Here is a 21,371-nt window from a genome sequence, read left to right as displayed (position 1 = left end):
ACGGGTGAGCTGGGACACGTGGCACGGTGGGGATGTGCCAGCACGCGGAAGTTCCGAAGCCCTCGAGCGCGCCCGCGCCCTGTTCGCCGGGGCGCGGCGGATCACCGCGTTGACCGGGGCCGGGCTTTCCACCGCCTCCGGCATCCCGGACTTCCGCGGTCCGAACGGGGTGTGGACGCGGGACCCGGAGGCGCAGCGGCTCAGCGACATCAACTGCTACGTCGCCGATCCGGAGGTGCGCAGGAAGGCGTGGCGCAGCCGCGCCGAGCATCCGGCGTGGAGCGCGGAGCCGAACGCCGCGCACCGCGCGTTCACCGACCTCGCCGCCCAGCAGCGGTTGCGCACGGTGCTGACCCAGAACATCGACGGGCTGCACCAGAGCGCCGGGCTGGACTCCGGTTCGGTGCTGGAACTGCACGGTTCGGTTTTCGGCGTGGTGTGCCTGGATTGCGGCTCGACCGGCACGATGCGCGCCGCGCTGCAACGGGTCGCCGCGGGCGAGCCGGACCCGCCGTGCAACTCCTGCGGCGGCATCCTGAAGTCCAGCACGATCTCCTTCGGGCAAGCCCTGGACGCGGACGTGATCCGGTCCGCGCAGCGGGCGGCGCTGGACTGCGACCTGTTCCTGACCGCGGGCACCTCGCTGACCGTGCAGCCCGCCGCTGGGCTCGCCGAACTGGCCGTGCGGGCCGGGGCGGACTTGGTGGTCTGCAACGCAGAGCCCACTCCCTATGACGAGCTGGCCGCGGCCGTGCTGCGCGAGCCGCTGGTCGAGGTGCTGCCGGAACTGGTCGCCGTCCCCGCCACCGGCTCCGACGAGCCGCTGAGCACTTGGGGCGACCCCGGCACCTGGAGCTGAGCCCGCTCCGCTGCCCGCCCGGGCGGCTCGCCCGCGAAATTTTTGTTGGCAAGTCACGTGCCGGCGATCCGCGCTGCGCACAAGATCATTACCACCGCCGTGGTGTGCATGTTGTGCCGCAAGAGGTGCAAGTTACGAATTGCGAGCTTTGAGGTCGCATCGCAGAGTTGCTTCCGTCCTGTGCGCCGAATGGCGCAATGCCTGCAAGGCCGAACGGTCCAACGAGCCGTCGGCGACAGGAGGTGACGGCTCGTGCGGCGATCCCGACAGCTTTCCGGCGGGCTCCTGCTGGCTGCGCTGGTGGCGGTGAGCTGCCCTCCGGTCGCGGGCAGCACGCCGCCGCCCCCGCGACCGGACGAAGGCGACCTGCAGGCGCAGCGCGAGCTCGCCGGGGACCGGGCCGGCCAGGTGGGTGCGCTGACCCAGCGGCTCGCCGAAGCCGAGACCCGCCTCGACGAACTCGGGGCCGGCGTCGAAGTCGCGATGGAAGAGGCCAACAAGGCCCGCGTCGACATGACCCGCGCCGAACGCGCGCACAGCCGCGCCGAGCAGCTGGCGCACGGCGCCGGGGATCAAGCCACCGCCGCTGCCACCGAGGTCGAGCGCCAGCGGGAGCGGCTCGACCGTTTCGCCGCGGGCAGCTACCGCCAGGGCAGCCGCATCGGCTCGCTGACCGCCTTCGCGGGCGCGCGTGGTCCGGAAGAGCTGCTCAACCGCGCCGAACTGCTGGACATCGTCAGCCGCGATCAGCTCGACGTCCTCGACGACCTCGAACGCGCCCGCATCGAGCGGGTCAACAAGGACTCGCTGGCCCGCCAGGCGTTGCAGGACGCCGCGGCCAAGCGCGCTGCGGCCGACGCCGCGCGCGGCCGGGCCGAAGCCGCGCAGAGCGCCGCCATCGCCGCGCGCGCTGGGCAGGCCGGTAGCGCACAACGGCTCGCAGCCGAACGCGACGGCGCGCAGGCCGAACTGCGGCAGGCCCGCTCCACGGTGCAGGGCATGGAGGGCCAGAAGGACCGCTACCAGGAATGGCTCGACGCCCGCGAGGCCGAGCAGCAGGCGCAGGCGCAAGCCCAGCAGGCCGCACAGGCCGCGCAGGCGGCGTCCCGGCCGGCGCCCACCGGGGACTCCGGTGGCTCGGATGATTCCGACGACTCCGACGACGCGGCGCCAGCCGGGGTCGAGACCGTCGTGCAGCGGGCGATGTCCCAGCTCGGGATGCCGTACGCATGGGGCGGCGGCGACGAGGACGGACCGACGCAAGGCATCCGGGACGGGGGAGTGGCCGACTCCTACGGCGACTACCGCAAGACCGGCTTCGACTGCTCGGGCCTGATGGTCTACGCATTCGCCGCGGCCGGTGTGGAGCTCGACCACTACAGCGGCTACCAGTACAAGGCGGGCGAGCAGGTTTCGCTGTCGTCGATGCAGCGCGGCGACATGCTGTTCTGGCGCAGCAGCGGCAGCGTCCACCACGTGGCGCTGTACCTGGGCAACGGCAAGATGGTGGAAGCGCCGTACTCCGGCTCGCAGGTGCGTGTCGCGCCTGTGCGCTACGACGGGATCGCGCCTTACGCGGTGCGCATGTTCTGAATCCGGGCCGGCCCGGCGGCGGTGGAACCGGTGCGATAAGGATCGCTGCGTGACGAACGGATTCGCTGCGGTGGTGCTCGCGGGCGGCGAGGCCAAGCGGCTCGGCGGCGTGGACAAACTCGCTCTGCGGGTCGGTGGCTGCACGTTGCTGGATCGCACGCTGGCGGCGGTGGGCGGAGCCGAGCCGATCGTCATCGTCGGACCGGAACGGCCGGTGGCGGTGCCGGTCCGATGGGCTCGGGAGGACCCTCCGCGCAGCGGACCGCTGGCCGGTTTGCACGCGGGTCTGCGGGAAGTCCCGCGCGAGGTCGGGCTGGTGGCCGTCGTGGCCGCCGACCACCCCGGCCTGACCGCCTCGACGATCGACCGGCTGCGCGCGGCCGTGCGCGATGCGGGCGCGGTACTGATCGACTCGGACGATCGTCCACAGTGGCTGCTGGGGGTGTGGCGGGCCGAGGCGCTGCGCGAGCACATGCCGGCGGAAGTGGTGAACCGCCCGGTCCGCGACCTGCTGGCCCAGCTCGAACCGGCCCGCGTGCCCGCCACCGGCACCGAAGCATCCGATGTGGACACCCCGGACGACTACCGCCGCCTCACCTAGATCACCGGTGCGCAAGACCCACAGCGACGGCGGCCTGGCCGACTGCGATTCCTCGCAGAGGGGCCGTTCAACGTTGCTCGGCTCCGCGTCACGCGCGGGCAGTCGCGTCGACGACCGAGCAGGAGACGTTGTCCGGCGCCCCCGCCGAACGCACCAGCTCGACCAATCGGTCCGCGGCTTGCTGGGAAGTGCCGTTGCTGCCGAGCGCGCGGGAGATCTCCTGCTCGTCGAGCACGCTGGTGAGCCCGTCCGAGCAGAGCAGGTAGCGATCGCCCGCCCGGGCTTCGCGCAGGTGCATGTCCGGTTCCGCCGTGCCTTCGTGCTCCAACGCGCGCAGCAACATCGCACGTTGCGGATGTGCCGCGGCCTCTTCCACGGTCAGCTTCCCCTCGTCGACAAGCGACTGCACGAAGCTGTGGTCGTGGGTGAGCCGGGTCAGCTCCGCACCCCGCAGCAGGTACGCCCGCGAGTCCCCGACGTGCGCCAGCGCGAAGCGCACGCCTGACCACAGCATCGCCGTCAAGGTCGTACCCGCGCCCTGCGCGGCGATGTCGGACTTGGTGAACTCGCGCACCGCAGCGCGCGCATTGCGCACCGCGTCGCTGAGCGCGCCCAGAGGATCCTCGGCAGGGCCTTGCCGCTCGAGCCGTTCGAGTGCGTCGAGCGCGGCCGAGCTCGCGGCACGGCCCAAGCCCTGCGCGCCGAAACCATCGGCCACCGCGAACAGGCGGTCGCCCGCGAGCACCGCGTCCTGGTTGCTGTCGCGCACCAGTCCGATGTCGGTGCTCGCGGAGCCGCGCACCTCGAGTTCCCGCACTGCGTCCGTCATGGTCGCGTCCTTCCTGGACAGTTGGTCGATGAGGGATGCGGCTGCTTCGCGGCGGGCCGCAGTGTCGGCTTCGACCTGCCGCCAGTACGAAGCGACCTCCGCCGCGGCGGCTTCCGACGGCAGGGCCAGCACCACCCGGATCCGTTCCAGCGGCATCCCCAGCACGCGCAATCGGACGATGAGCTTCGCCGTGGCGAGCTGGCAGCGGTCGTAGGAGCGGTAGCCGGTCCGCGGATCAACGTCGGCCGGGGCCAGCAGGCCCAGGTCGTCGTAGAGCCGCAGCGCTTTCGGGCTCAAACCCGATTCCTGCGCGAACGCACCGATGCTCAACCTGCGCACGATTCCCCTCCGCATCGCGGGCGATCTGCCCGATGACCTCGACGGTGCTCCCTGCCCCGAGGTCAAGGTCAAACCCCATTCCGGAGCCGCGCGCAGCATTTCGATGACTTTGTAACTTCAGTGCCGAGTGAAATTATGCCGAGCCGGCGAAACCACAACGACGCACCGAGCGCCGAGCGCTTCACAACGCTCATACCGGCTGCGAGGTTGACTGGTCGCCGGTGCGGCGCCCCCTCGCGCGGACGTGGCGGGCGCGTGCCAAGATCGGCCGGCGGGCGACGCGGAAACCGGGCTCCCGGTGCCGGTTGGGGAACCGGTGCGCTGCGCGGCCGGTGCGAGGACAAGCGCGAACGGAAGGTGCCGAAGTGACCGAGGCCGGCGAGGGCGGCGCGACCGAGGCAGGGACGCCCGCGGAGCAGGTGAACACCCCGGCCCGGGACGCGCAGCTGCTGGAACGCACCGTCTTCGAGGTCAAGCGGATCATCGTCGGGCAGGACCGGCTCGTGGAGCGGGTGCTGGTCGGCCTGCTCGCCAAGGGCCACATCCTGCTCGAAGGCGTGCCCGGTGTGGCCAAGACGCTCGCGGTGGAGACCTTCGCCAACGTCGTCGGCGGCTCGTTCTCCCGGTTGCAGTTCACCCCCGACCTGGTGCCCGCCGACATCCTCGGCACCCGGATCTACCGGCAGGGCAGCGAGCGGTTCGACGTCGAACTCGGCCCGGTGCTGGCCAACTTCGTGCTCGCCGACGAGATCAACCGCGCGCCCGCGAAGGTGCAGTCGGCGCTGCTGGAGGTCATGGCGGAGCGGCACGTCTCGATCGGTGGGCAGAGCTTCCCGATGCCGCAGCCGTTCCTGGTGCTGGCCACCCAGAACCCGATCGAGAACGAGGGCGTCTACCCGCTGCCGGAGGCGCAGCGCGACCGGTTCCTGTTCAAGCTCCAGGTCGAGTACCCGACCGCGGAGGAGGAACGCGAGATCGTCTACCGGATGGGCGTCGCTTCTCCGGAGCCGAACCCGGTGCTCGACCCGGCCGCGCTGACCCGGTTGCAGGAGGTCGCCGCGCAGGTGTTCGTGCACCACGCGCTGGTGGACTACGTGGTGCGGCTGGTGCTGGCCACGCGGCAGCCGAACGATCACGGGCTGTCCGACATCGCGGGCTGGGTGTCCTACGGGGCCTCGCCGCGCGCCAGCCTCGGCGTGGTGTCGGCGTCGCGGGCGTTGGCGCTGGTGCGCGGGCGGGATTACGTGCTGCCGCAAGATGTGGTGGACGTGGTGCCGGACGTGTTCCGGCACCGGCTGGTGCTGTCCTACGACGCGCTGGCCGACGGCGTGCCGGTCGACCACATCATCAACCGGGTGTTGCAGACGGTGCCGCTGCCGCAAGTCTCGGCCCGTTCGCAGGCAGGCCAGCCGCAGCCGCAGGCGGGCGGTTACGGGCACGCCGCGGCCGGTTCGCCGCAGTACCCGTGACGGGGCAGGACCCGATGACCGAGCAGCCCGGCGTGCCGCAAGGCGAGCGGCGCCCTTCGCGGGATTCCGGCGACGAGCGCCCCTCGTGGGCTCCGCCCGCGCTGGACGAGCCGCGGATGCAGTCCGCGCTGCGTTCGCTGGAGCTGACCGTGCGCGGCCGCCTGGACGGTCTGCTGCAGGGCAATCACCTCGGCCTGGTGCCCGGTCCGGGAACCGAGCCGGGCGAGGCCCGGACCTACCAGCCCGGCGACGACGTGCGCCGGATGGACTGGGCGGTGACCGCGCGGATGGCCGAGCCGCACATCCGCCAGACCGAGGCCGACCGCGAGCTGGAGACCTGGGTGGCGCTGGACCTCTCGGCCAGCTTGGACTTCGGCTCCGCGGCTTGCGACAAGCGGGAACTCGCGATCGCGGCGCTTGCCGCGGTCACCCATCTGACCAGCGGTGGTGGCAACCGGATCGGCACCGTGCTCGACAACGGTTCCGGGCACGTCCGGCTGCCCGCGCGCGGAGGTCTCGCGCATTCGCGGGCGATGCTGAAGAAGGTCGCCGAGACGCCGCGCGCGCAGGCGGGCACGCGCGGGGATCTGAACGCGTTGCTCGAGTCGTTGCGGCGGCCGCCGCGCAGGCGCGGGCTCGCCGTGGTGATCTCGGATTTCGTCGGTGGCCTCGATTGGCAGCGCGCGCTGCGCGGGTTGAGCGCGCGGCACTCGCTGCTGGCGATCGAGGTGCTGGATCCGCGCGACATCGAGTTGCCGGACGTGGGCACGGTGGTGCTGTCGGACCCGGAGACCGGCAAGCAGCGGGAGGTGCGTACGACTCCGGTGCTGCGCAAGGAATTCGCCGCGGCGGCCGCGGCGCATCGCGAGGAGGTGGCCGCGGCGCTGCGGCGCGCGGGTTGCGCGCACCTGGTGCTGCGGACGGATTCGGATTGGATCGCTGACATCGTTCGGTTCGTGATGGCCCGCAAACGCGGCTGGTCCGGGGGAGCGGCCTGATGAGCTTGTGGGGTTTCGCTTCGCCCTGGTGGTTCTTGCTGCTGCTGGTGCTGGCCGCGCTGGTCGCCGGGTACGTGTGGGTGCAGCGGCGTGCGCGCAAGGAGACGTTGCGGTTCAGCAACCTGGAGCTGTTGGACCGGGTGGCGCCGAAGCGGCAGGGCTGGTTCAAGCACGCGCCGCCCGCGTTGCTGGGCGTGGCGGTGCTGGTGCTGACGATCGCGCTGGCGGGGCCGACTTCGGAGCAGCGCATTCCGCGCAATCGCGCGACGGTGATGCTGACCGTGGACGTGTCGCTGTCGATGATGGCCAAGGACGTCGAGCCGAGCCGCTTGGAGGCGGCGAAGATCGCGGCCAAGGAGTTCGCGGACAAGCTCACCCCCGGCATCAACCTGGGCTTGGTGTCGTTCGCGGGCACCGCGACGGTGATGACGATGCCCACGACCGACCGGACCAGCGTGAAGCAGGCGATCGACAACCTGACGCTGTCCGAGGCCACGGCCACCGGCGACGGGATCAACGCCTCGATGTCGGCGATCGACTCGTTCGGCAAGATGGTCGGCGGCCCGGAGGGTGCGCCGCCTGCGCGGATCGTGCTGATGGCCGATGGCGGGCAGACGATCCCGCGGGACCTGGACGCGCCGCGCGGGGCTTACACCAAGGCGGGCGAGGCGAAGAAGGCGAACATCCCGATCACCACGATCTCGTTCGGCACCCGGCACGGCACCATCGACATCGAGGGCCAGCCGCAGCCGGTGGACGTCGACGACGAGGCGATGGAGGAGATCGCGGGCCTGTCCGGCGGGGAGTTCCACAAGGCCGCCAGCGCCGAGCAGTTGCGCCGGGTCTACGCGACGCTGGGCGAGCAGATCGGCTACGAGATCAAGCACACAGACGCCAGCAAGCCGTGGTTGGTGCTGGGTACGCTCACCGCGATCGTCGCGGCCGCGTTGGCGCTGCTGTTCGGCAGGCGGTTGCCGTGAGCCGCGGCGTGCTCCGCAGGTTCGAGCACGGGAGTGGACGTGAGCGTTGCCGCAGGCGCGGGGGAGTTCCTGCGTGAGTTCGTGAAGTCTCCGACCACCACGGCCGCGGTGGGTCCGAGTTCGCGGTACCTGACCCGCGACATGGTCGCGCCGGTGCCTGCGTCGGGTGATCCGGTGGTGGTGGAGCTCGGGCCGGGCACGGGTGCGTTCACCGAGGCGATCCAGCAGCGGTTGGGCGGCCGGGGCAGGCACCTGGCGGTGGAGCTCAACCAGCGGTGGGCGGACTCGCTGGATGCCCGATTCGGCGATGTGGAGGTCGTGCGCGGGGACGCGCGGCAGCTTCCGGAGTTGCTCTCGGAGCGGGGACTGCGGGCGGATGTGGTGGTCAGCGGCCTGCCGTGGGTGGCGCACACGCCGAAGGACGGGGTTCCGCTGATCCGGCTCGTGGCGGATTCGCTGACCGAGCAGGGCGCGTTCACGCAGTTCGCCTACACGTGGACGCAGTGGGCGGCACCGGCACGGCGCCAGCACGCGGATCTGCGGGCGGTGTTCGAGGAGACCGTGGTCAGCCGGACGGTGTGGCGCAACGTCCCGCCCGCGCTGGTGTACTTGGCGCGGCGGCCGAGGTGAGGTCGCGCGGTGTCGAGTTGAGTCGGTCGATTCGGGGTGCGTCGCGGTAGTCCGCTGTCGTCCCGAATGTCGCTGGTGTCTCGAGCACCACTGCGCTCTCAGCACTCGCTCATCTCCCGGTCGCGGCCGTCTGCGCGGAAGTGCGCTGAGAACGGCATAACCGCTGGTAGTCGATCTCACCAATGCCGGGACGGTCCACTGTGCGCTACGTTCGCGGGGTGGCGGACGAGGTGATCACGGGCTTGCGGGAGCTGCCGCTGCTGGTCGAGCTGGGCTCCGCGCTGGTGCTGTCCAGTTTGGTCGGACTCGAACGCGAGCTGCGCGCGAAAAGCGCCGGGCTGCGCACGCACACCCTGGTCGGGGTGGGGGCGGCGCTGTTCATGCTGGTGTCGAAGTACGGCTTCGGGGACGTGCTGGAGTTCGACAAGGTCTCGTTCGACCCGTCCCGGGTGGCCGCGCAGATCGTCTCCGGCATCGGGTTCATCGGTGCCGGTTTGATCTTCGTGCGCCGCGACGTGGTGCGCGGGCTGACCACGGCGGCGACGGTGTGGCTGGTCGCCGCGATCGGCACGGCCTGCGGCAGCGGGTTGCTGCTGCTGGGGACCGCGACGACGGCGGTGCATTTCCTGGTCGCGGTGGGCTATCCGCGGGTGTTGCGACTGATGCGCAGCGCGTTGCGCGAGCCCCAAGTGGTGCGCATCGGCTACCTGGACGGATACGGGGTGCTGCGCAACGTGCTGACGTTGTGCACCAGTCGCGGCTGGAAGGTGCTGGACCTGCAGGTGGAGCGGGAGGACACCGACGCCGACGAGCAGCGAACGGCGGTCGTGGCGGTGCACCTCCAGGGCAAGCAGCCGGTGGCGGACCTGGTCAACGACCTCACCGAACTGGACGGCGTGCTGCACGCCTCGGCCGCGGATTCGGCGGACAGCGGGATCTAGGCGTCGGTCGCGGCCGGAGGCCAGTCGCGGATGGGTGCGGAGATCAGCCGACGTTTTCGCCGTCGGAGGCGACGATCCGGCTCGGGTGGCGCTGGAACGGCCACCCGAGCCGCGAGATCCCGGGTCAGTCGAGCGCTCGGCGGACCAGGGTCGCCAGGTGGACCGGTTCGGTTTCGGTGGCTTGGCGGATCTGCAGGCGGCAGCTGAACCCGTCGGCGACGACCTCGGTCCCCGGTTCGGCCTGCCGCACGGCGGGCAGCAGTGCTTGTTCGGCGCAAGCCATCGACACGTCGTAGTGCCCGCGCTCGAAGCCGAAGTTGCCCGCGAGCCCGCAGCAGCCGGCGTCGAGCACCTGCGCATCGGTGCCGGTGGCGGCCAGCGCCGAGCGGTCGGCGTCGAAGCCGAGTTCGGAGTACTGGTGGCAGTGCTGCTGCACCAGTGCTTTGCCGTCACCGGAACGTTCCCACCGCGACCGCGTGGGTTCGACGTGCTCGGCGAAGGTTTCGGTGGCTTCCGCCAGCGCCCGCACGTCCGGATCCTCTGGTGCGAGTTCGAGCGCGTCGTTGCGCAGGAATGCGGTGCAGCTGGGTTCGAGGCCGACGACCGGCAGGCCGGAGCGGACCTGCGGGCGCAGCAGCCGCGCGGTGCGGCGCACCACGCGGCGGGCGATGTCGAGCTGGCCGGTGGATGCCCACGTCAGTCCACAGCAGACCTGCGAGCGCGGGATTTCCACGGCCGATCCGAGTTTTTCCAGCGCCAGCACCGCATCCCGGCCGATGTGCGGGTCGAAGTGGTTGGTGAAGGTGTCGGGGAACAGCACGACCCGGTCACCGCCCGCGGGCCGGTGTTCGCGTTGCCGCCACCACGAGCGCAGGGTGCGCCCGGCCAGTGCGGGCATGTCGCGTTCGGCCGCGATGCCGCCGATCCGCTTGATCAGCGACGCGATCGGTCCACTGAGGACGCGGTTGGCCGCGCCGGGCGCGTACTGGCCGAGCGCGAGCCACAGCGGCAGGAAACCCATCGAGTAGTGCGCGGCCGGGCGCACGCGCCCGCGGTAGTGCTGGTGCAGGAACTCGGCCTTGTAGGTGGCCATGTCGACGCCGACGGGGCAGTCGGTCTTGCAGCCCTTGCAGGACAGGCACAGGTCGAGTGCGTCGTGCACTTCTTCGGAGCGCCAGCCGCCTTTGATCAGCGAGCCGTTGAGCATCTCGAACAGCAGGTGCGCGCGCCCGCGGGTGGAGTGCTTCTCCTCCTTGGTGGCCCGGTAGCTCGGACACATCACCCCACCTGTGGTGTTGAGGCATTTGCCCATGCCGACGCAGCGCCGCGACGCCGGGGCGAGGTCGCCGTCGTCGGCGTGCAGCGCCAGCGTGGTGCGGGTGGGGATGTTCGGCGGCGCGACCAGCAGCCGCAGGTCGGAGTCCAGCGGCCGGGGCCGCACGATTTGGCCCGGGTTGAGCAGGTCGTCGGGGTCGAAGGCGAACTTGAACCGCTCGAACGCGCCGATCACCTCCGCCGGGTACATCCGCGCCAGCAACTCGGAGCGGGCCTGCCCGTCGCCGTGTTCGCCGGAGACCGAGCCGCCGTGGGAGACGACGAGGTCAGCGGCGGCCTCCATGAACTCCCGGTAGTTCTGCGCACCGCCGCCGGTGAGCAGATCGAAGTCGATGCGCACGTGGATGCAGCCGTCGCCGTAGTGGCCGTAGGTCACGCCCTTGCGCCCGTGGCGCTCCAGCAGCTGGTCGAACTCGCGCAGGTAGCTGCCGAGGTGTTCGGGCGGCACGGCGGCGTCCTCCCAGCCCGACCAGCGTTCGGACCCGTCGGACATGCGGGTGGAATAGCCCGAGCCCTCCTCGCGGATCTTCCACAGCGCGCCCATCCGGGCCGGGTCGGTGTGCACGACCGACTCGGCCCGCGAGCCCATGGCGCTGCGCACCTTCTCGGCGGCGGCTTCGGCTTCGCCGGGCTCGGCGCCGCCGACTTCGACCAGCAGCCAGCTTCGCCCGCCCGGCAGCAGCCGCAGCGCGGGGGATTCCGGGTTGCGGGCGCGGACCACGTCGACCAGCTCGGCGCTGAGCCCTTCGATCGCCAGCGCGCCCAGCCCGCGCAGCCGGGTCACCTGGTCGGCCGCGGCGTAGCTGTCGTCGAACCCGAGCACGATCATCGTGCGCACCGCGGGAGTTTCGGCGAGGTCGACGGTCGCGCCGAGCACCGTGGCGCAGGAGCCTTCGGTGCCGACCAGCGCGCGGGCGAGGTGGAAACCGTTCTCCGGCAGCAGCTGGTCCAGGTTGTAACCGGAGACCCGGCGGGTCAGGTCCGGGAACGAGCCGCGCACCAGCTCACCGGTTTCGTCGCGCAGGTTCCGCAGCTGCTGGTAGAGCCGCCCGACGCGGTCGCCGCGAGCGCAGAGCGCGTCCAGTTCGGCCGGTGCGGTAGGGCCGACTTGCAGCCGCGTCCCGTCGGAGAGCAGCACGTCCAGCGACCGCACGTTGTCGACGGTCTTGCCCCAGGCGACCGAGTGCGTGCCGCAGGAGTTGTTGCCGATCATCCCGCCGAGCGTGCAGCGGCTGTGCGTCGACGGGTCCGGGCCGAACGCCAGCCCGTGCGGTTTCGCCGCAGCCTGCAGGGTGTCGAGCACGACGCCGGGTTCGACCGTGGCGGTGCGGGCCTGCGGGTCGATCTCGGAGATCCGGTTCATGTGCCGGGCGAAGTCCAGCACCAGGCCGGAGCCGCAGGCGTTGCCCGCGATGCTGGTGCCCGCACCGCGGCCGGTGATCGGCACGCCGTGCTCGCGGGCGAGCGCGACCGTGGCGGCGACGTCGTCGGCGTGGCGCGGGTAGACCACGCCGACCGGCACGCGCCGGTAGTTGGAGGCGTCGGTGGAGTACAGCGCGCGGGTTCCGGGGTCGAACCGTGCCTGCCCGTCGAGCGCGCCGCGCAGTTCGGCGGCGAAGTCCTGCGGAAGGTGAGTGGTGGTGGGCTGGGCGGTCGCCCTGTCCGGGGTGGCGGTCATCGCGGGTGCTCCTGGCCGGCTCGGTGGGAACGCGGGTTCGGGATGTCTCCCACGCACCGTAGGTGTTCGCTGCGGCGTGCAGTGTCCGCTGGGCCGCGCGGCGCGCGGTGGCTATGGGCAGCGTCCCGCGCGGTGTCCGTCCGGCAGCGCTGCGCGCGGTGTCATCGGCGGCGCTGCGCGCGGTGTCCATTGTCGGCGCGGCACGAGGAGACGTTCCGTCTTCTGTGCGGAGTGGATGGAGGGGCGCCGGTGGTGAACCGATAATGTCGCGGCCGTTGAGGCGGGCCGCGGCGCCCGCCGGGCGAGGCTTTTCGGGAGGAGATCCACAGTGGGACGGTCCGTACTGGTGACCGGAGGCAACCGCGGCATCGGGCTGGCGATCGCCCGTGCGTTCCAGGCCGCGGGTGACGAGGTGGCGGTCACCCACCGCGGATCGGGTGCGCCGGAGGGTCTGCGCGGGGTGCAGTGCGACGTCACCGACGCCGAGCAGGTCGCGGCGGCCTTCGACGAGGTCGAGCAGGCCCAGGGCAAGGTCGAGGTGCTGGTTTCCAACGCCGGGATCACCGACGACGGGCTGCTGCTGCGGATGGGCGAGGACCAGTTCGGGCGGGTGCTCGACGCGAACCTCGCTGGCTCGTACCGGGTGGCCAAGCGGGCGGCGAGCAGCATGTTGCGGCTGCGCCGCGGCCGGATGATCTTCGTGTCCTCGGTGGTGGGCCTGTCCGGTGGCGCCGGGCAGGCGAACTACGCGGCGAGCAAAGCGGGCCTGGTGGGCCTGGCGCGGTCGGTGGCGCGCGAGCTCGGTTCGCGCTCGATCACCGCGAACGTGGTCGCTCCCGGGTTCGTGACCACCGACATGACCGACGAGCTCTCCGAGGAGCGCAAGAAGGAGATCTTCGCCCAGATCCCGCTGGCCCGGTTCGCCGCCCCGGAGGAGGTCGCCGGTGCGGTGACCTGGCTGGCTTCGGAGTCCGCGGCCTACGTGACCGGCGCGGTCATCCCGGTCGACGGCGGTGCCGGGATGGGGCACTGACCAACGGCGGATTCTTGCCGCCGCGCCCGGGGCTCGGCGGCCGGTTCCCACCCCGCGCCAGCGGGCCACAACCTTCACCGCCCGCGCCAGCGGGCCACAATCATCGCGGAGGAAGCACGTGAGCGGATTGCTCGAAGGCAAGCGGATCCTGATCACCGGCGTGATCACCGACGCGTCGATCGCGTTCCACGCCGCCAAGACCGCCCAGGAACAGGGCGCCGAGGTGGTGCTGACCGGTTTCGGCCGGTTGAGCCTGGTCGAGCGCATCGCGGGCAGGCTGCCGAAGCCCGCCCCGGTGCTGGAGCTCGACGTCACCAACGCCGAACACCTCGACACCCTGGCCGAGCGGGTGCGCGAGCACCTGCCCGCGTTGGACGGGGTGCTGCACTCGATCGCCTACGCGCCGCCGTCCTGCCTGGGCGGGGATTTCCTGGAGGCGCCGTGGGAGGACGTCGCCACCGGTGTGCAGATCTCGGCGTACTCGCTGAAGTCGCTGACCACCGCGACGCTGCCGCTGCTGACCGCGGGCTCCGGGATCGTGGGCATGGACTTCGACGCGCGCGTGGCGTGGCCCGGCTACGACTGGATGGGCGTGGCCAAGGCGGCGCTGGAGTCGACCAACCGCTACCTGGCCCGCGAGGTCGGTCCGCGCGGGGTGCGGGTGAACCTGGTTTCGGCCGGGCCGGTGCGCACGATGGCGGCCAAGTCCATTCCGGACTTCGCCACGCTGGAGGACAAGTGGGGCGAGCGCGCTCCGCTGGGCTGGGACATGACGGACCCGGAGCCGGTCGCGCGCACGATCTGCGCGGCGCTGTCGGACTGGCTGCCGACCACCACCGGCTCGATGATCATGGCCGACGGTGGTTACCACGCTCTCGGCGGCTGAGCCGGTGCCACGCGCGCGCACGCCCCACCCGCGTGCGCGCGCGTTCCGGCGCCGCGCCATCATGGTCGGGTGAGCTTTGATGCGCTGCTGTTCCTGTCGTTCGGCGGGCCGGAGGGCCCGGAAGAGGTCCGCCCGTTCCTCGAGAACGTCACCAGAGGCAGGGGAGTGCCGCCGGAACGGCTCGACGAGGTCGCCGAGCACTACCACCACTTCGGCGGGGTCTCGCCGATCAACCGGCTCAATCGCGAGATGATGGCCGCGCTGCAGGACGAGCTGCGCGCCGAGGGCCGGGACGTGCCGATCTACTGGGGCAACCGCAACTGGCATCCGATGATCGAGGACACCGTCGCGCAGCTGGCCGACGACGGAGTGCGCAGAGCGCTGGTGTTCGCGACCTCGGCGTGGGGCGGGTACTCGGGCTGCAAGCAGTACCACGAGGACATCGCGCGGGCCCGCGAGTCGGTCGGCCAGCGCGCACCCGATCTGGTCAAGATCCGGCAGTTCTTCGACCACCCGCTGTTCATCGAGGCCAACGCCGACGCGGTCCGCCGGGCGCTGGCCGAGCTGGCCGACCCGGACGCGCGACTGGTGTTCACCGCGCACTCGATCCCGCTGCGCGCCGATCACGCGCCCGGCCCGGACGGGCGCCCGGAGTGGTACTCGCGGCAGGTGCACGAGGCCGCCCGGCTGGTCGCCGAGGCCGCGGAGGTGGACGCCTACGACGTGGTGTGGCAGTCGCGGTCCGGGCCGCCGCAGGTGCCGTGGCTGGAGCCGGACGTGGTCGATCACATCGAGGAGTTGCACGGCAAGGGCGTCGGCTCGGTGGTGCTCAGCCCCATCGGATTCGTCTCCGACCACCTCGAAGTGGTCTGGGATCTCGACAACGAGGCCGCGGAGAAGGCCGCCGAGCTGGGCATGGGTTTCCGCCGCGCTGCTACGGCCGGCGACGATCCGCGGTTCGCGAAGATGATCGTGGAGCTGCTGGCCGAGCACGCCGACGAGGTGCGCCCGCGCAAGCTGTCGCTGATGCCCGCCGCGGGTTGCGGTGTCAACGGCGAAACGTGCGCGCCGGGCTGCTGCGTGCCGGAGCCGGCCTGAGCGTTCACGGCTGCTGGGAGCGCGCTCCCAGGGCGAGGAAGATCTCCGTGCAGTGCTCGACGAGTTCCTCGCGGCTCATCGCCAGGGTGCCGTCCAGCCACGTCGTCAGCGTCTGCGCTAGTCCGCCGACGACGAACTGCGTGGACAGTTCCAGGTCGGGGCTGTCAGCCAGCCCGTAGAAGTCCTTCGCCTGCCCGCCGAGCAGGCCGGCGAACAGCGCGGTGGAGTTCTTGCGCCGCTGGGCGAGCGTGGTGCTGGTCTTGGTGTCGAACAGCAGCCTGCCGCGGCGGGGGTCGTCGGCGATGGTGCGCACGATGGTGCTCAACCCGGCGTGCGTTTTGGCCCGCGCGTCCACCGGTGCCGCTGCGACGGCTTCCAGCGCGCTGTCCGCCAGGTCGCGGATGACCTGGTCGTAGACGGCCTCGGCCAGCGCGTCGCGGTCGCTGAAGCTCTCGTAGAAGTAGCGCGCGGCCAGTCCGGCTTGCTTGCACACGCCGCGCACGGTCAGCGCGCCCTCGGCTCCTGGCGTGCCGAGCAGCTCCAGGCCGGCGGCCATGATCTGCTCGCGGCGCTCGGCCTTGCGGTGGTCGCCTTCGACGCCGCCGTAGACCCGCAGGGGAGAGGGGTTCATGCCCGCCATCTTGGCATCGCGGGCGCAGCGGCGGCGCAACCCTTGACAGCGCGGCGGGAGATCGCTTCCATATCTGCTAACGGGCGTTAGCAGAGTTTGCCGCCCGGTCGTCAAGGAGGGACCGATGACAGCTCCCGTCGAATCCCGGGCGCGCGAGGACGAACTGATCCTCGGCGCCGGGCTGCTCGCAGGCGGCGCGAACGTGATCATGCAGCTCGCCCGTCCCGGTGTCGGCTACGGCGTGGTGGAGAGCAAGGTCGAAAGCGGCAACATCTTCAAGCACCCGGTCAAGCGCACCCGCACCACGCTGACCTACCTCGCCGTCGCCACCATGGGCACCGACGAGGAACGCAAGCAGTTCCGCCGCGCGACGAACCGCTCGCACGCGCAGGTGCGCTCCGGCCCGGACAGCCCGGTGAGCTACAACGCCTTCGACAAGAACCTGCAGCTGTGGGTCGCGGCCTGCCTGTACCGGGGCGTGGAGGACACCTACAACCTGCTCATCGGCGAGCTCGCCGACGACGAGATCGACGAGCTCTACCGGCGCGCCATCACGCTGGGCACCACGCTGCAAGTCACCGAGGACATGTGGCCGCCGAACCGGAAGGCGTTCGAGGAGTACTGGAACGACGCCTTGGACCAGGTGCACGTCGACGACACCGTGCGCGCGTACCTGCACCAGATCGCGGTGCTCGGGTTCATGCCGCGCTGGGTGAGCCTGCCGCTGGGCGGGTTCAACAAGTTCATCACCACCGGTTTCCTGCCGCCGCGGTTCCGGGAGGAGATGCGGCTGCCGTGGACCGACCGCGATCAGCGCCGCTTCGAGCGGATGATGCGCCGCCTCGGCGCGGTGGTGCGCAGGCTGCCGCCGGTGCTGCGGAAGTTCCCGTTCAACTACTACCTGTGGGACGTGCGTCGGCGGATCAAGGCCGGAAAACCCCTGGTGTGATCCGGGGAGGTGGTCTCAGTGCTTGTCCGCGCTCTCGGCCACGACCCGCACCATCTCGGCCACCGACGCGCGGCGCGCAGCCCGCACCGAATCGAACAGCGGCTTGAGCGCCTCGGTCCGGGCGCGCGTCGCCGATGCCGACAACGCTCCGCCGGGCGCGTCGTCGGTGGCCACCCACAGGATCGCCTCGACCTCGGACGCCCGCTGCAGGATCCGCAGCGGGCGTTGCGGGACGGTCTGCGGCCAGGGCGGGCTCGGGCGGTCGGCTACGGTCTCGGCGATCTCCTCGCGCACGCCGGGACGGTGCTTGGCGATGTCCAGGTCGACCAGCGTGCTGGCGGCCTCGCGCATCGCCGAGGACATGCCGTGCTCGGCCTCGCCGATCGGCAGGTGCTCGGCCGGGGGCAGCTCGCCGGTCGAGTGCACGCTCCAGCGCAGAATTCCTTCCGCGATCGTTTCCGGGACCAGCCCGAGCCCGACGTCCGGCAGCACCGCGGCTTCCCCGCGCCGTAACGCGTGCTTCGCGAACGCGCTCGCCCCGCCCAGGCCGCGCACGTCACCGGAGACCGGCAGCGCCAGTTCGCCGCCTGCCGCGCCCGCTCTGCGCAACGCCGCGAGCAGCATCGCCGGGCCTGCCGGGACGTCCTGCGGGCCGGGCAGTTCCAGCTGCGCGGCCAGCTCGTCGTCGGCGGCGCGCACTTCCTGCGACTCGCCCCAGATCTGCAAGGCGTCGAGCACGTCGTCCGAGGCGGCCGCACCGTGCAGCCAGGCGGAAGTCCAGACGACCATCGTTGCGCTTGGGCATGGCACGGTATTCAAGATACGAGACCGCGCGGGTTCTCGTGCGGCCCGGGGGAGGCGAATGTGGGCCGCGTCGCCGACATTCCCGGGCGAGTCCGCAGCACCTCGCAGGACCCGATCAGTACGGTGATCGTCGTGCGTTCGGTCAATTACGGCAAGGATGTGCTCGCCGGCGGGCGGAAGCGGCGCGAAGTCCCGCAGATTCCCGCCGAACCCGGCCTCGTGGTCGAGGACCCGGCCAGCGGGTTCTGCGGCGCGGTCATCCGGGCCGACAAGCGCGAGGTGCTGCTGGAGGACCGGCACGGCGCTCGCCGGGTCTTCCCGATGCGCCCGGCCGCTTTCCTGCACGAAGGCAAACCCGCCACGCTCGTACCGGCCCCTTCCGGGCCCGCCGAGGCCGCACCGGCTCGCTCGGCTTCCGGGTCCAGGCGGGTCGAAGGCCTGCGCGCCCGGCAGGCCCGCGGCAGCCGGATCTGGGTGGAAGGGCTGCACGACGCGGAGCTGGTCGAACGGGTGTGGGGCCACGACCTGCGGGTCGAGGGCGTGGTGGTCGAACCGCTGCACGGCGTCGACGATCTGCCCGGGCTGCTGGCCGAGTTCGAGCCCGCCGCGGGCAGGCGGGTCGGGGTGCTGGTGGACCACCTGGTCCCGGGCAGCAAGGAGTCCCGCCTCGTCGAAGGCATCACCGACCCGAACGTGCTGATCACCGGCCATCCGTACGTGGACGTGTGGGAGGCGGTGCAGCCCGCCGCGCTCGGCATCGCGCAGTGGCCGCAGGTGCCGCGCGGGCAGGACTGGAAGCAGGGCGTGTGCGACGCGCTCGGCTGGGGCGAACCCGCCGAAGGCTGGCGCCGGGTGCTCTCCGGTGTCTCCGGATTCCGGGACCTGCAGGCGCCGCTGCTGGGTGCGGTGGAACAGCTGATCGACTTCGTCACCGCCGAGTGAGGGCCGCGACGCGGCGGATCACGCGTTGATCACTTCGGAGTAATCCTGCCACCAGGGCGGTCCGGTTCTGCCACCATGAACGCATGGTCCCGGTGCTGTGGCTGATCGTCGGATTTCTGCTGATCGCCGCGGAAGTGCTGTCCGGGGACTTCGTCCTGGCGATGCTGGGCGCGGCCGCGCTGGGGACGGCGGGCGCCGCGGCGCTGGGAGCTCCGCTGTGGGTCGACGCGCTGGTGTTCGCCGCGCTGTCGGCCGGACTGGTCGCCGGTGTGCGACCGGCGCTGAAGCGCCGCTTCCAGGTCGAGCAGGAGCTGAAGACGAACGTCGAGGCATTGGTCGGCAAACGCGCCACCGTGCTCGAACCGGTCGATCACCAGGGCGGCCGGGTGCGCATCGACGGCGCCGTGTGGTCGGCCCGCACGGCCGAAGACGAGCAGGTGCTGCAGACCGGCGCGACGGTGCTGGTCGTGGAGATCTCCGGGGCCACCGCGGTGGTTTCGGCACAACCTTGAGCTGGAGGATTCAGGTGGGTCCTGGATTGATCGTGCTGGTGGTCGTCGTACTGCTGGTCATCGTGGTGCTGGTGAAGTCGGTGCTGGTGGTGCCGCAGGCGCAGGCGTCGGTGGTCGAGCGGCTCGGCCGGTTCCGGACCGTGGCCGCGCCGGGGCTGAACTTCCTGATGCCGTTCCTGGACCGGGTGCGGGCCCGGATCGATCTGCGCGAGCAGGTGGTGTCGTTCCCGCCGCAGCCGGTGATCACCCAGGACAACCTGACGGTGTCCATCGACACCGTCGTCTACTTCCAGGTCACCGATTCGCGCGCGGCGGTCTACGAGATCTCCAACTACATCGTCGGCGTGGAGCAGCTGACCACCACGACGCTGCGCAACGTCGTCGGCGGGATGAGCCTGGAGGAGACGCTGACCTCCCGCGACCAGATCAACACCCAGCTGCGCGGGGTGCTCGACGAGGAGACCGGGCGCTGGGGCATCCGGGTCGCGCGGGTGGAGCTCAAGGCCATCGACCCGCCGCCGTCGATCAAGGACTCGATGGAGAAGCAGATGCGCGCCGACCGGGAGAAGCGCGCGATGATCCTCAACGCCGAAGGCGAGCGGGAGTCGGCGATCAAGACCGCCGAAGGCCAGAAGCAGTCCCAGATCCTGGCCGCCGAGGGCGCCAAGCAGGCGTCCATCCTGGATGCCGAGGGGGAGCGGCAGTCCAGCATCCTGCGTGCGCAGGGCGATCGGGCCGGTCGCTACCTGCAGGCCCAGGGCCAGGCGAAGTCGATCGAGAAGGTCTTCGCCGCGGTCAAGCGCGGCAAGCCCACTCCGGAACTGCTGGCTTACCAGTACCTGCAGACCCTGCCGCAGATGGCGCAGGGCGACGCGAACAAGGTGTGGGTGGTGCCCAGCGACTTCAACAAGTCGCTGGAGGGCTTCGCGCGGATGCTCGGCGCGCCCGGCGAGGACGGCACCTTCCGCTACGAGCCGCCGGCCGAGGAACCGCCCGCAGGCGCTCCGGAGGACGAGGAGGAGTCGGTGGCCGGCTGGTTCGACACCTCCACGAATCCGGAGGTCGCCGAAGCGGTCCGGGCGGCCGAGGAAGTGGCCCGCAAGGAGGTGCCCAGCGCCTCGGCGCCGGGCAACACCGGGCAGGGCGGCGCGTTGTCCGGTCCGGAGGCCGCGCGGGCGCTGGGCAGGCCCGGTGGTCTCGACGAGCCGCCCGCGGGCGGCAACCCACCCGCCTGACCGGCGTCTCCGGGCTCGGTGCGCATCGGTGATCGAGGTGCGGTGAGCGGCTGAGCAGATTTCGTGGGGGCGGTGCTCGTTCTCGCACCGCCCCCACGCTTTGCACTTTCCAAGTCGAAACATATAGATGTTTCAGTGCAAGCCGAAATTAACACCAGCAATCAGCTCGCGTCGGCCACCTGGTCCAGACAAACCGCTGCAGACCAACGCGACCTGGTGGAGTCCGCCTAAAGACCCTCGGGAAGGGGCGGAGGTGGGCCGATCAGTTGTGTCGGGTCACTGCGGCGGTTCGAGCATGGGTCCGCCCGCCACGCCGAGGACGCGCACGACGTCCAGCAGGTGCTCGCGCAGCCGGGTCTTCGCGGTCTCGGCGTCGCCGTCCCTGATCGCCTCGGCGACCCCGCTGTGCTGGTGCGTGATCAGCGGACGCCGGTCCTGGGTGCGGGCGGTGGCGGTGATCCGCAGCTGCCGGTCGCGCAGCGCGTTGTAGAGGTCGTCGACCACCGGGTTCGCCGCAGCGGCGACCAGCAGGGCGTGGAAGTCGCGGTCCGCCTCGTGCATCTCGGCATCGCTGAGCCCGCGGGCGTCGCAGGCCGGGTGCGTGGTGAGTTCGCGGCCGACCGTGGCCATCGCGTCGAGACCCTGTGCGGCGAGCTTGTCGATCGCGAAGGTCTCCATGGCCAGCCGGGCTTCCAGGAGTGCACGTGCTTCGGTCGGGGTCACCGGCACCACCAGCGCGCCGCGCTTCGGATACAACCGCAGGAACCCCTCGGTCTGCAAGCGCAGGAACGCCTCGCGCACGGGTGTGCGCGACATCGTCAGCGCGGTGGCCACTTCGCCTTCGGACAGCAGATGCCCGTCCGGATAGGAGCCGTCGAGCAGACCGGCTTTGACGTGCTGGTAGGCGCGATCGGCGGCCGGTGTTTCCGCGGCGCCCGCTGCGGCCTGGGTGGTATGGGGCACGGGCTCCTGTGGTGTTGCGCTCGACACGAGGACATCGTACTGATCCCAACTTGTATCTAACATGCA

Annotated in this window: 20 protein-coding genes; 15 read left to right on the top strand and 5 right to left on the bottom strand. The window is 71.2% G+C overall.

What is annotated here, in order from left to right; translation table 11 throughout:
* Positions 1 to 34 precede the first annotated feature (34 nt).
* From V1457_RS22665 to V1457_RS22655, 3 genes are all read left to right on the top strand, one after another.
* A complete protein-coding gene (locus V1457_RS22665; RefSeq protein ID WP_307850245.1) occupies positions 35 to 859 on the top strand; it encodes a Sir2 family NAD-dependent protein deacetylase in 825 nt (274 codons plus the stop codon).
* A 252-nt stretch (positions 860 to 1,111) separates the two neighbouring features.
* Positions 1,112 to 2,452: an NlpC/P60 family protein gene (locus V1457_RS22660; RefSeq protein ID WP_338596624.1), complete on the top strand. Its 1,341-nt coding sequence runs from the start codon at positions 1,112 to 1,114 to the stop codon at positions 2,450 to 2,452.
* Positions 2,453 to 2,501: 49 nt separating this feature from the next.
* Positions 2,502 to 3,053, top strand: coding sequence for a molybdenum cofactor guanylyltransferase (locus V1457_RS22655; protein WP_338596623.1), 552 nt, complete (start codon positions 2,502 to 2,504; stop codon positions 3,051 to 3,053).
* An 88-nt stretch (positions 3,054 to 3,141) separates the two neighbouring features.
* Here V1457_RS22655 and V1457_RS22650 read toward each other — a convergent pair whose 3' ends face one another.
* Positions 3,142 to 4,221: a MerR family transcriptional regulator gene (locus V1457_RS22650; protein ID WP_338596622.1), complete on the bottom strand. Its 1,080-nt coding sequence runs from the start codon at positions 4,219 to 4,221 to the stop codon at positions 3,142 to 3,144.
* Between the two features lie 365 nt (positions 4,222 to 4,586).
* On the opposite strand from V1457_RS22650, the gene V1457_RS22645 reads away from it, so the two are divergent.
* The 5 genes from V1457_RS22645 (at position 4,587) to V1457_RS22625 (ending at position 9,239) form a co-directional block, all read left to right on the top strand.
* Positions 4,587 to 5,690, top strand: a complete 1,104-nt coding sequence (locus V1457_RS22645) for a MoxR family ATPase (RefSeq protein ID WP_200072537.1) — start codon at positions 4,587 to 4,589, stop codon at positions 5,688 to 5,690.
* A gap of 14 nt (positions 5,691 to 5,704) precedes the next feature.
* Positions 5,705 to 6,688, top strand: a complete 984-nt coding sequence (locus V1457_RS22640) for a DUF58 domain-containing protein (RefSeq protein ID WP_338596621.1) — start codon at positions 5,705 to 5,707, stop codon at positions 6,686 to 6,688.
* Complete coding sequence (locus V1457_RS22635; protein ID WP_200072535.1) at positions 6,688 to 7,668, top strand: VWA domain-containing protein; 981 nt, start codon at positions 6,688 to 6,690, stop codon at positions 7,666 to 7,668. Before V1457_RS22640 ends, V1457_RS22635 begins: the two co-directional genes overlap by 1 nt.
* Before the next feature lie 39 nt (positions 7,669 to 7,707).
* Positions 7,708 to 8,298, top strand: a complete 591-nt coding sequence (locus tag V1457_RS22630; RefSeq protein WP_200072534.1) for a class I SAM-dependent methyltransferase — start codon at positions 7,708 to 7,710, stop codon at positions 8,296 to 8,298.
* 218 nt (positions 8,299 to 8,516) lie between these two features.
* On the top strand, positions 8,517 to 9,239 hold the full coding sequence (locus tag V1457_RS22625; RefSeq protein WP_200072533.1) for an MgtC/SapB family protein: 723 nt from the start codon (positions 8,517 to 8,519) through the stop codon (positions 9,237 to 9,239).
* A gap of 124 nt (positions 9,240 to 9,363) precedes the next feature.
* Here V1457_RS22625 and V1457_RS22620 read toward each other — a convergent pair whose 3' ends face one another.
* Positions 9,364 to 12,252: an FAD-linked oxidase C-terminal domain-containing protein gene (locus V1457_RS22620; protein WP_338596617.1), complete on the bottom strand. Its 2,889-nt coding sequence runs from the start codon at positions 12,250 to 12,252 to the stop codon at positions 9,364 to 9,366.
* A gap of 328 nt (positions 12,253 to 12,580) precedes the next feature.
* On the opposite strand from V1457_RS22620, the gene fabG reads away from it, so the two are divergent.
* The 3 genes from fabG to V1457_RS22605 all read left to right on the top strand — a co-directional run bounded on the left by fabG (position 12,581) and on the right by V1457_RS22605 (position 15,269).
* Positions 12,581 to 13,285, top strand: coding sequence for a 3-oxoacyl-ACP reductase FabG (fabG, locus tag V1457_RS22615; RefSeq protein ID WP_200072531.1), 705 nt, complete (start codon positions 12,581 to 12,583; stop codon positions 13,283 to 13,285).
* 118 nt (positions 13,286 to 13,403) lie between these two features.
* Entirely contained in the window at positions 13,404 to 14,171 is a 768-nt protein-coding gene (gene fabI, locus V1457_RS22610) for an enoyl-ACP reductase FabI (RefSeq protein ID WP_200072530.1), read from the top strand.
* A 69-nt stretch (positions 14,172 to 14,240) separates the two neighbouring features.
* Positions 14,241 to 15,269, top strand: coding sequence for a ferrochelatase (locus V1457_RS22605; RefSeq protein WP_338596615.1), 1,029 nt, complete (start codon positions 14,241 to 14,243; stop codon positions 15,267 to 15,269).
* Positions 15,270 to 15,273: 4 nt separating this feature from the next.
* Here V1457_RS22605 and V1457_RS22600 read toward each other — a convergent pair whose 3' ends face one another.
* A complete protein-coding gene (locus V1457_RS22600; protein WP_338596613.1) occupies positions 15,274 to 15,900 on the bottom strand; it encodes a TetR/AcrR family transcriptional regulator in 627 nt (208 codons plus the stop codon).
* Positions 15,901 to 16,024: 124 nt separating this feature from the next.
* Here V1457_RS22600 and V1457_RS22595 point away from each other — a divergent pair, with 124 nt between their 5' ends.
* Complete coding sequence (locus V1457_RS22595; RefSeq protein ID WP_200072527.1) at positions 16,025 to 16,849, top strand: oxygenase MpaB family protein; 825 nt, start codon at positions 16,025 to 16,027, stop codon at positions 16,847 to 16,849.
* Between the two features lie 15 nt (positions 16,850 to 16,864).
* Here the strand turns inward: V1457_RS22595 and V1457_RS22590 are convergent, their stop codons facing one another.
* Entirely contained in the window at positions 16,865 to 17,638 is a 774-nt protein-coding gene (locus V1457_RS22590; RefSeq protein ID WP_295148075.1) for a hypothetical protein, read from the bottom strand.
* Between the two features lie 147 nt (positions 17,639 to 17,785).
* Between V1457_RS22590 and V1457_RS22585 the strand changes: the two genes are divergently transcribed.
* From V1457_RS22585 to V1457_RS22575, 3 genes are all read left to right on the top strand, one after another.
* A complete protein-coding gene (locus V1457_RS22585) occupies positions 17,786 to 18,595 on the top strand; it encodes a DUF3097 domain-containing protein (protein WP_338605079.1) in 810 nt (269 codons plus the stop codon).
* Positions 18,596 to 18,678: 83 nt separating this feature from the next.
* Positions 18,679 to 19,107, top strand: a complete 429-nt coding sequence (locus V1457_RS22580) for an NfeD family protein (protein ID WP_200072526.1) — start codon at positions 18,679 to 18,681, stop codon at positions 19,105 to 19,107.
* A 14-nt stretch (positions 19,108 to 19,121) separates the two neighbouring features.
* Positions 19,122 to 20,342, top strand: coding sequence for an SPFH domain-containing protein (locus tag V1457_RS22575; RefSeq protein WP_200072525.1), 1,221 nt, complete (start codon positions 19,122 to 19,124; stop codon positions 20,340 to 20,342).
* 276 nt (positions 20,343 to 20,618) lie between these two features.
* On the opposite strand, the gene V1457_RS22570 is transcribed toward V1457_RS22575, so the two are convergent.
* Positions 20,619 to 21,305, bottom strand: a complete 687-nt coding sequence (locus V1457_RS22570) for a GntR family transcriptional regulator (protein ID WP_295149781.1) — start codon at positions 21,303 to 21,305, stop codon at positions 20,619 to 20,621.
* Between the last annotated feature and the right edge of the window lie 66 nt (positions 21,306 to 21,371).

Origin of the sequence: Saccharopolyspora sp. SCSIO 74807 (assembly GCF_037023755.1) — a bacterium.
Classification (GTDB): Bacteria; Actinomycetota; Actinomycetes; order Mycobacteriales; family Pseudonocardiaceae; genus Saccharopolyspora_C; species Saccharopolyspora_C galaxeae.
The sequence above is the reverse complement of the archived record's forward strand: the minus strand, read 5'-3'. Positions and strand labels throughout refer to the sequence as shown.

What these genes read in the sequence shown, in the direction of transcription:
- V1457_RS22640 (WP_338596621.1), top strand. Translation starts at nt 5,705, where the DNA reads ATGACCGAGCAGCCCGGCGTGCCGCAAGGCGAGCGGCGCCCTTCGCGG.
- V1457_RS22590 (WP_295148075.1), bottom strand. Translation starts at nt 17,638, where the DNA reads ATGGTCGTCTGGACTTCCGCCTGGCTGCACGGTGCGGCCGCCTCGGAC.
- V1457_RS22595 (WP_200072527.1), top strand. Translation starts at nt 16,025, where the DNA reads ATGACAGCTCCCGTCGAATCCCGGGCGCGCGAGGACGAACTGATCCTC.
- V1457_RS22580 (WP_200072526.1), top strand. Translation starts at nt 18,679, where the DNA reads ATGGTCCCGGTGCTGTGGCTGATCGTCGGATTTCTGCTGATCGCCGCG.
- V1457_RS22600 (WP_338596613.1), bottom strand. Translation starts at nt 15,900, where the DNA reads ATGAACCCCTCTCCCCTGCGGGTCTACGGCGGCGTCGAAGGCGACCAC.
- V1457_RS22620 (WP_338596617.1), bottom strand. Translation starts at nt 12,252, where the DNA reads ATGACCGCCACCCCGGACAGGGCGACCGCCCAGCCCACCACCACTCAC.
- V1457_RS22635 (WP_200072535.1), top strand. Translation starts at nt 6,688, where the DNA reads ATGAGCTTGTGGGGTTTCGCTTCGCCCTGGTGGTTCTTGCTGCTGCTG.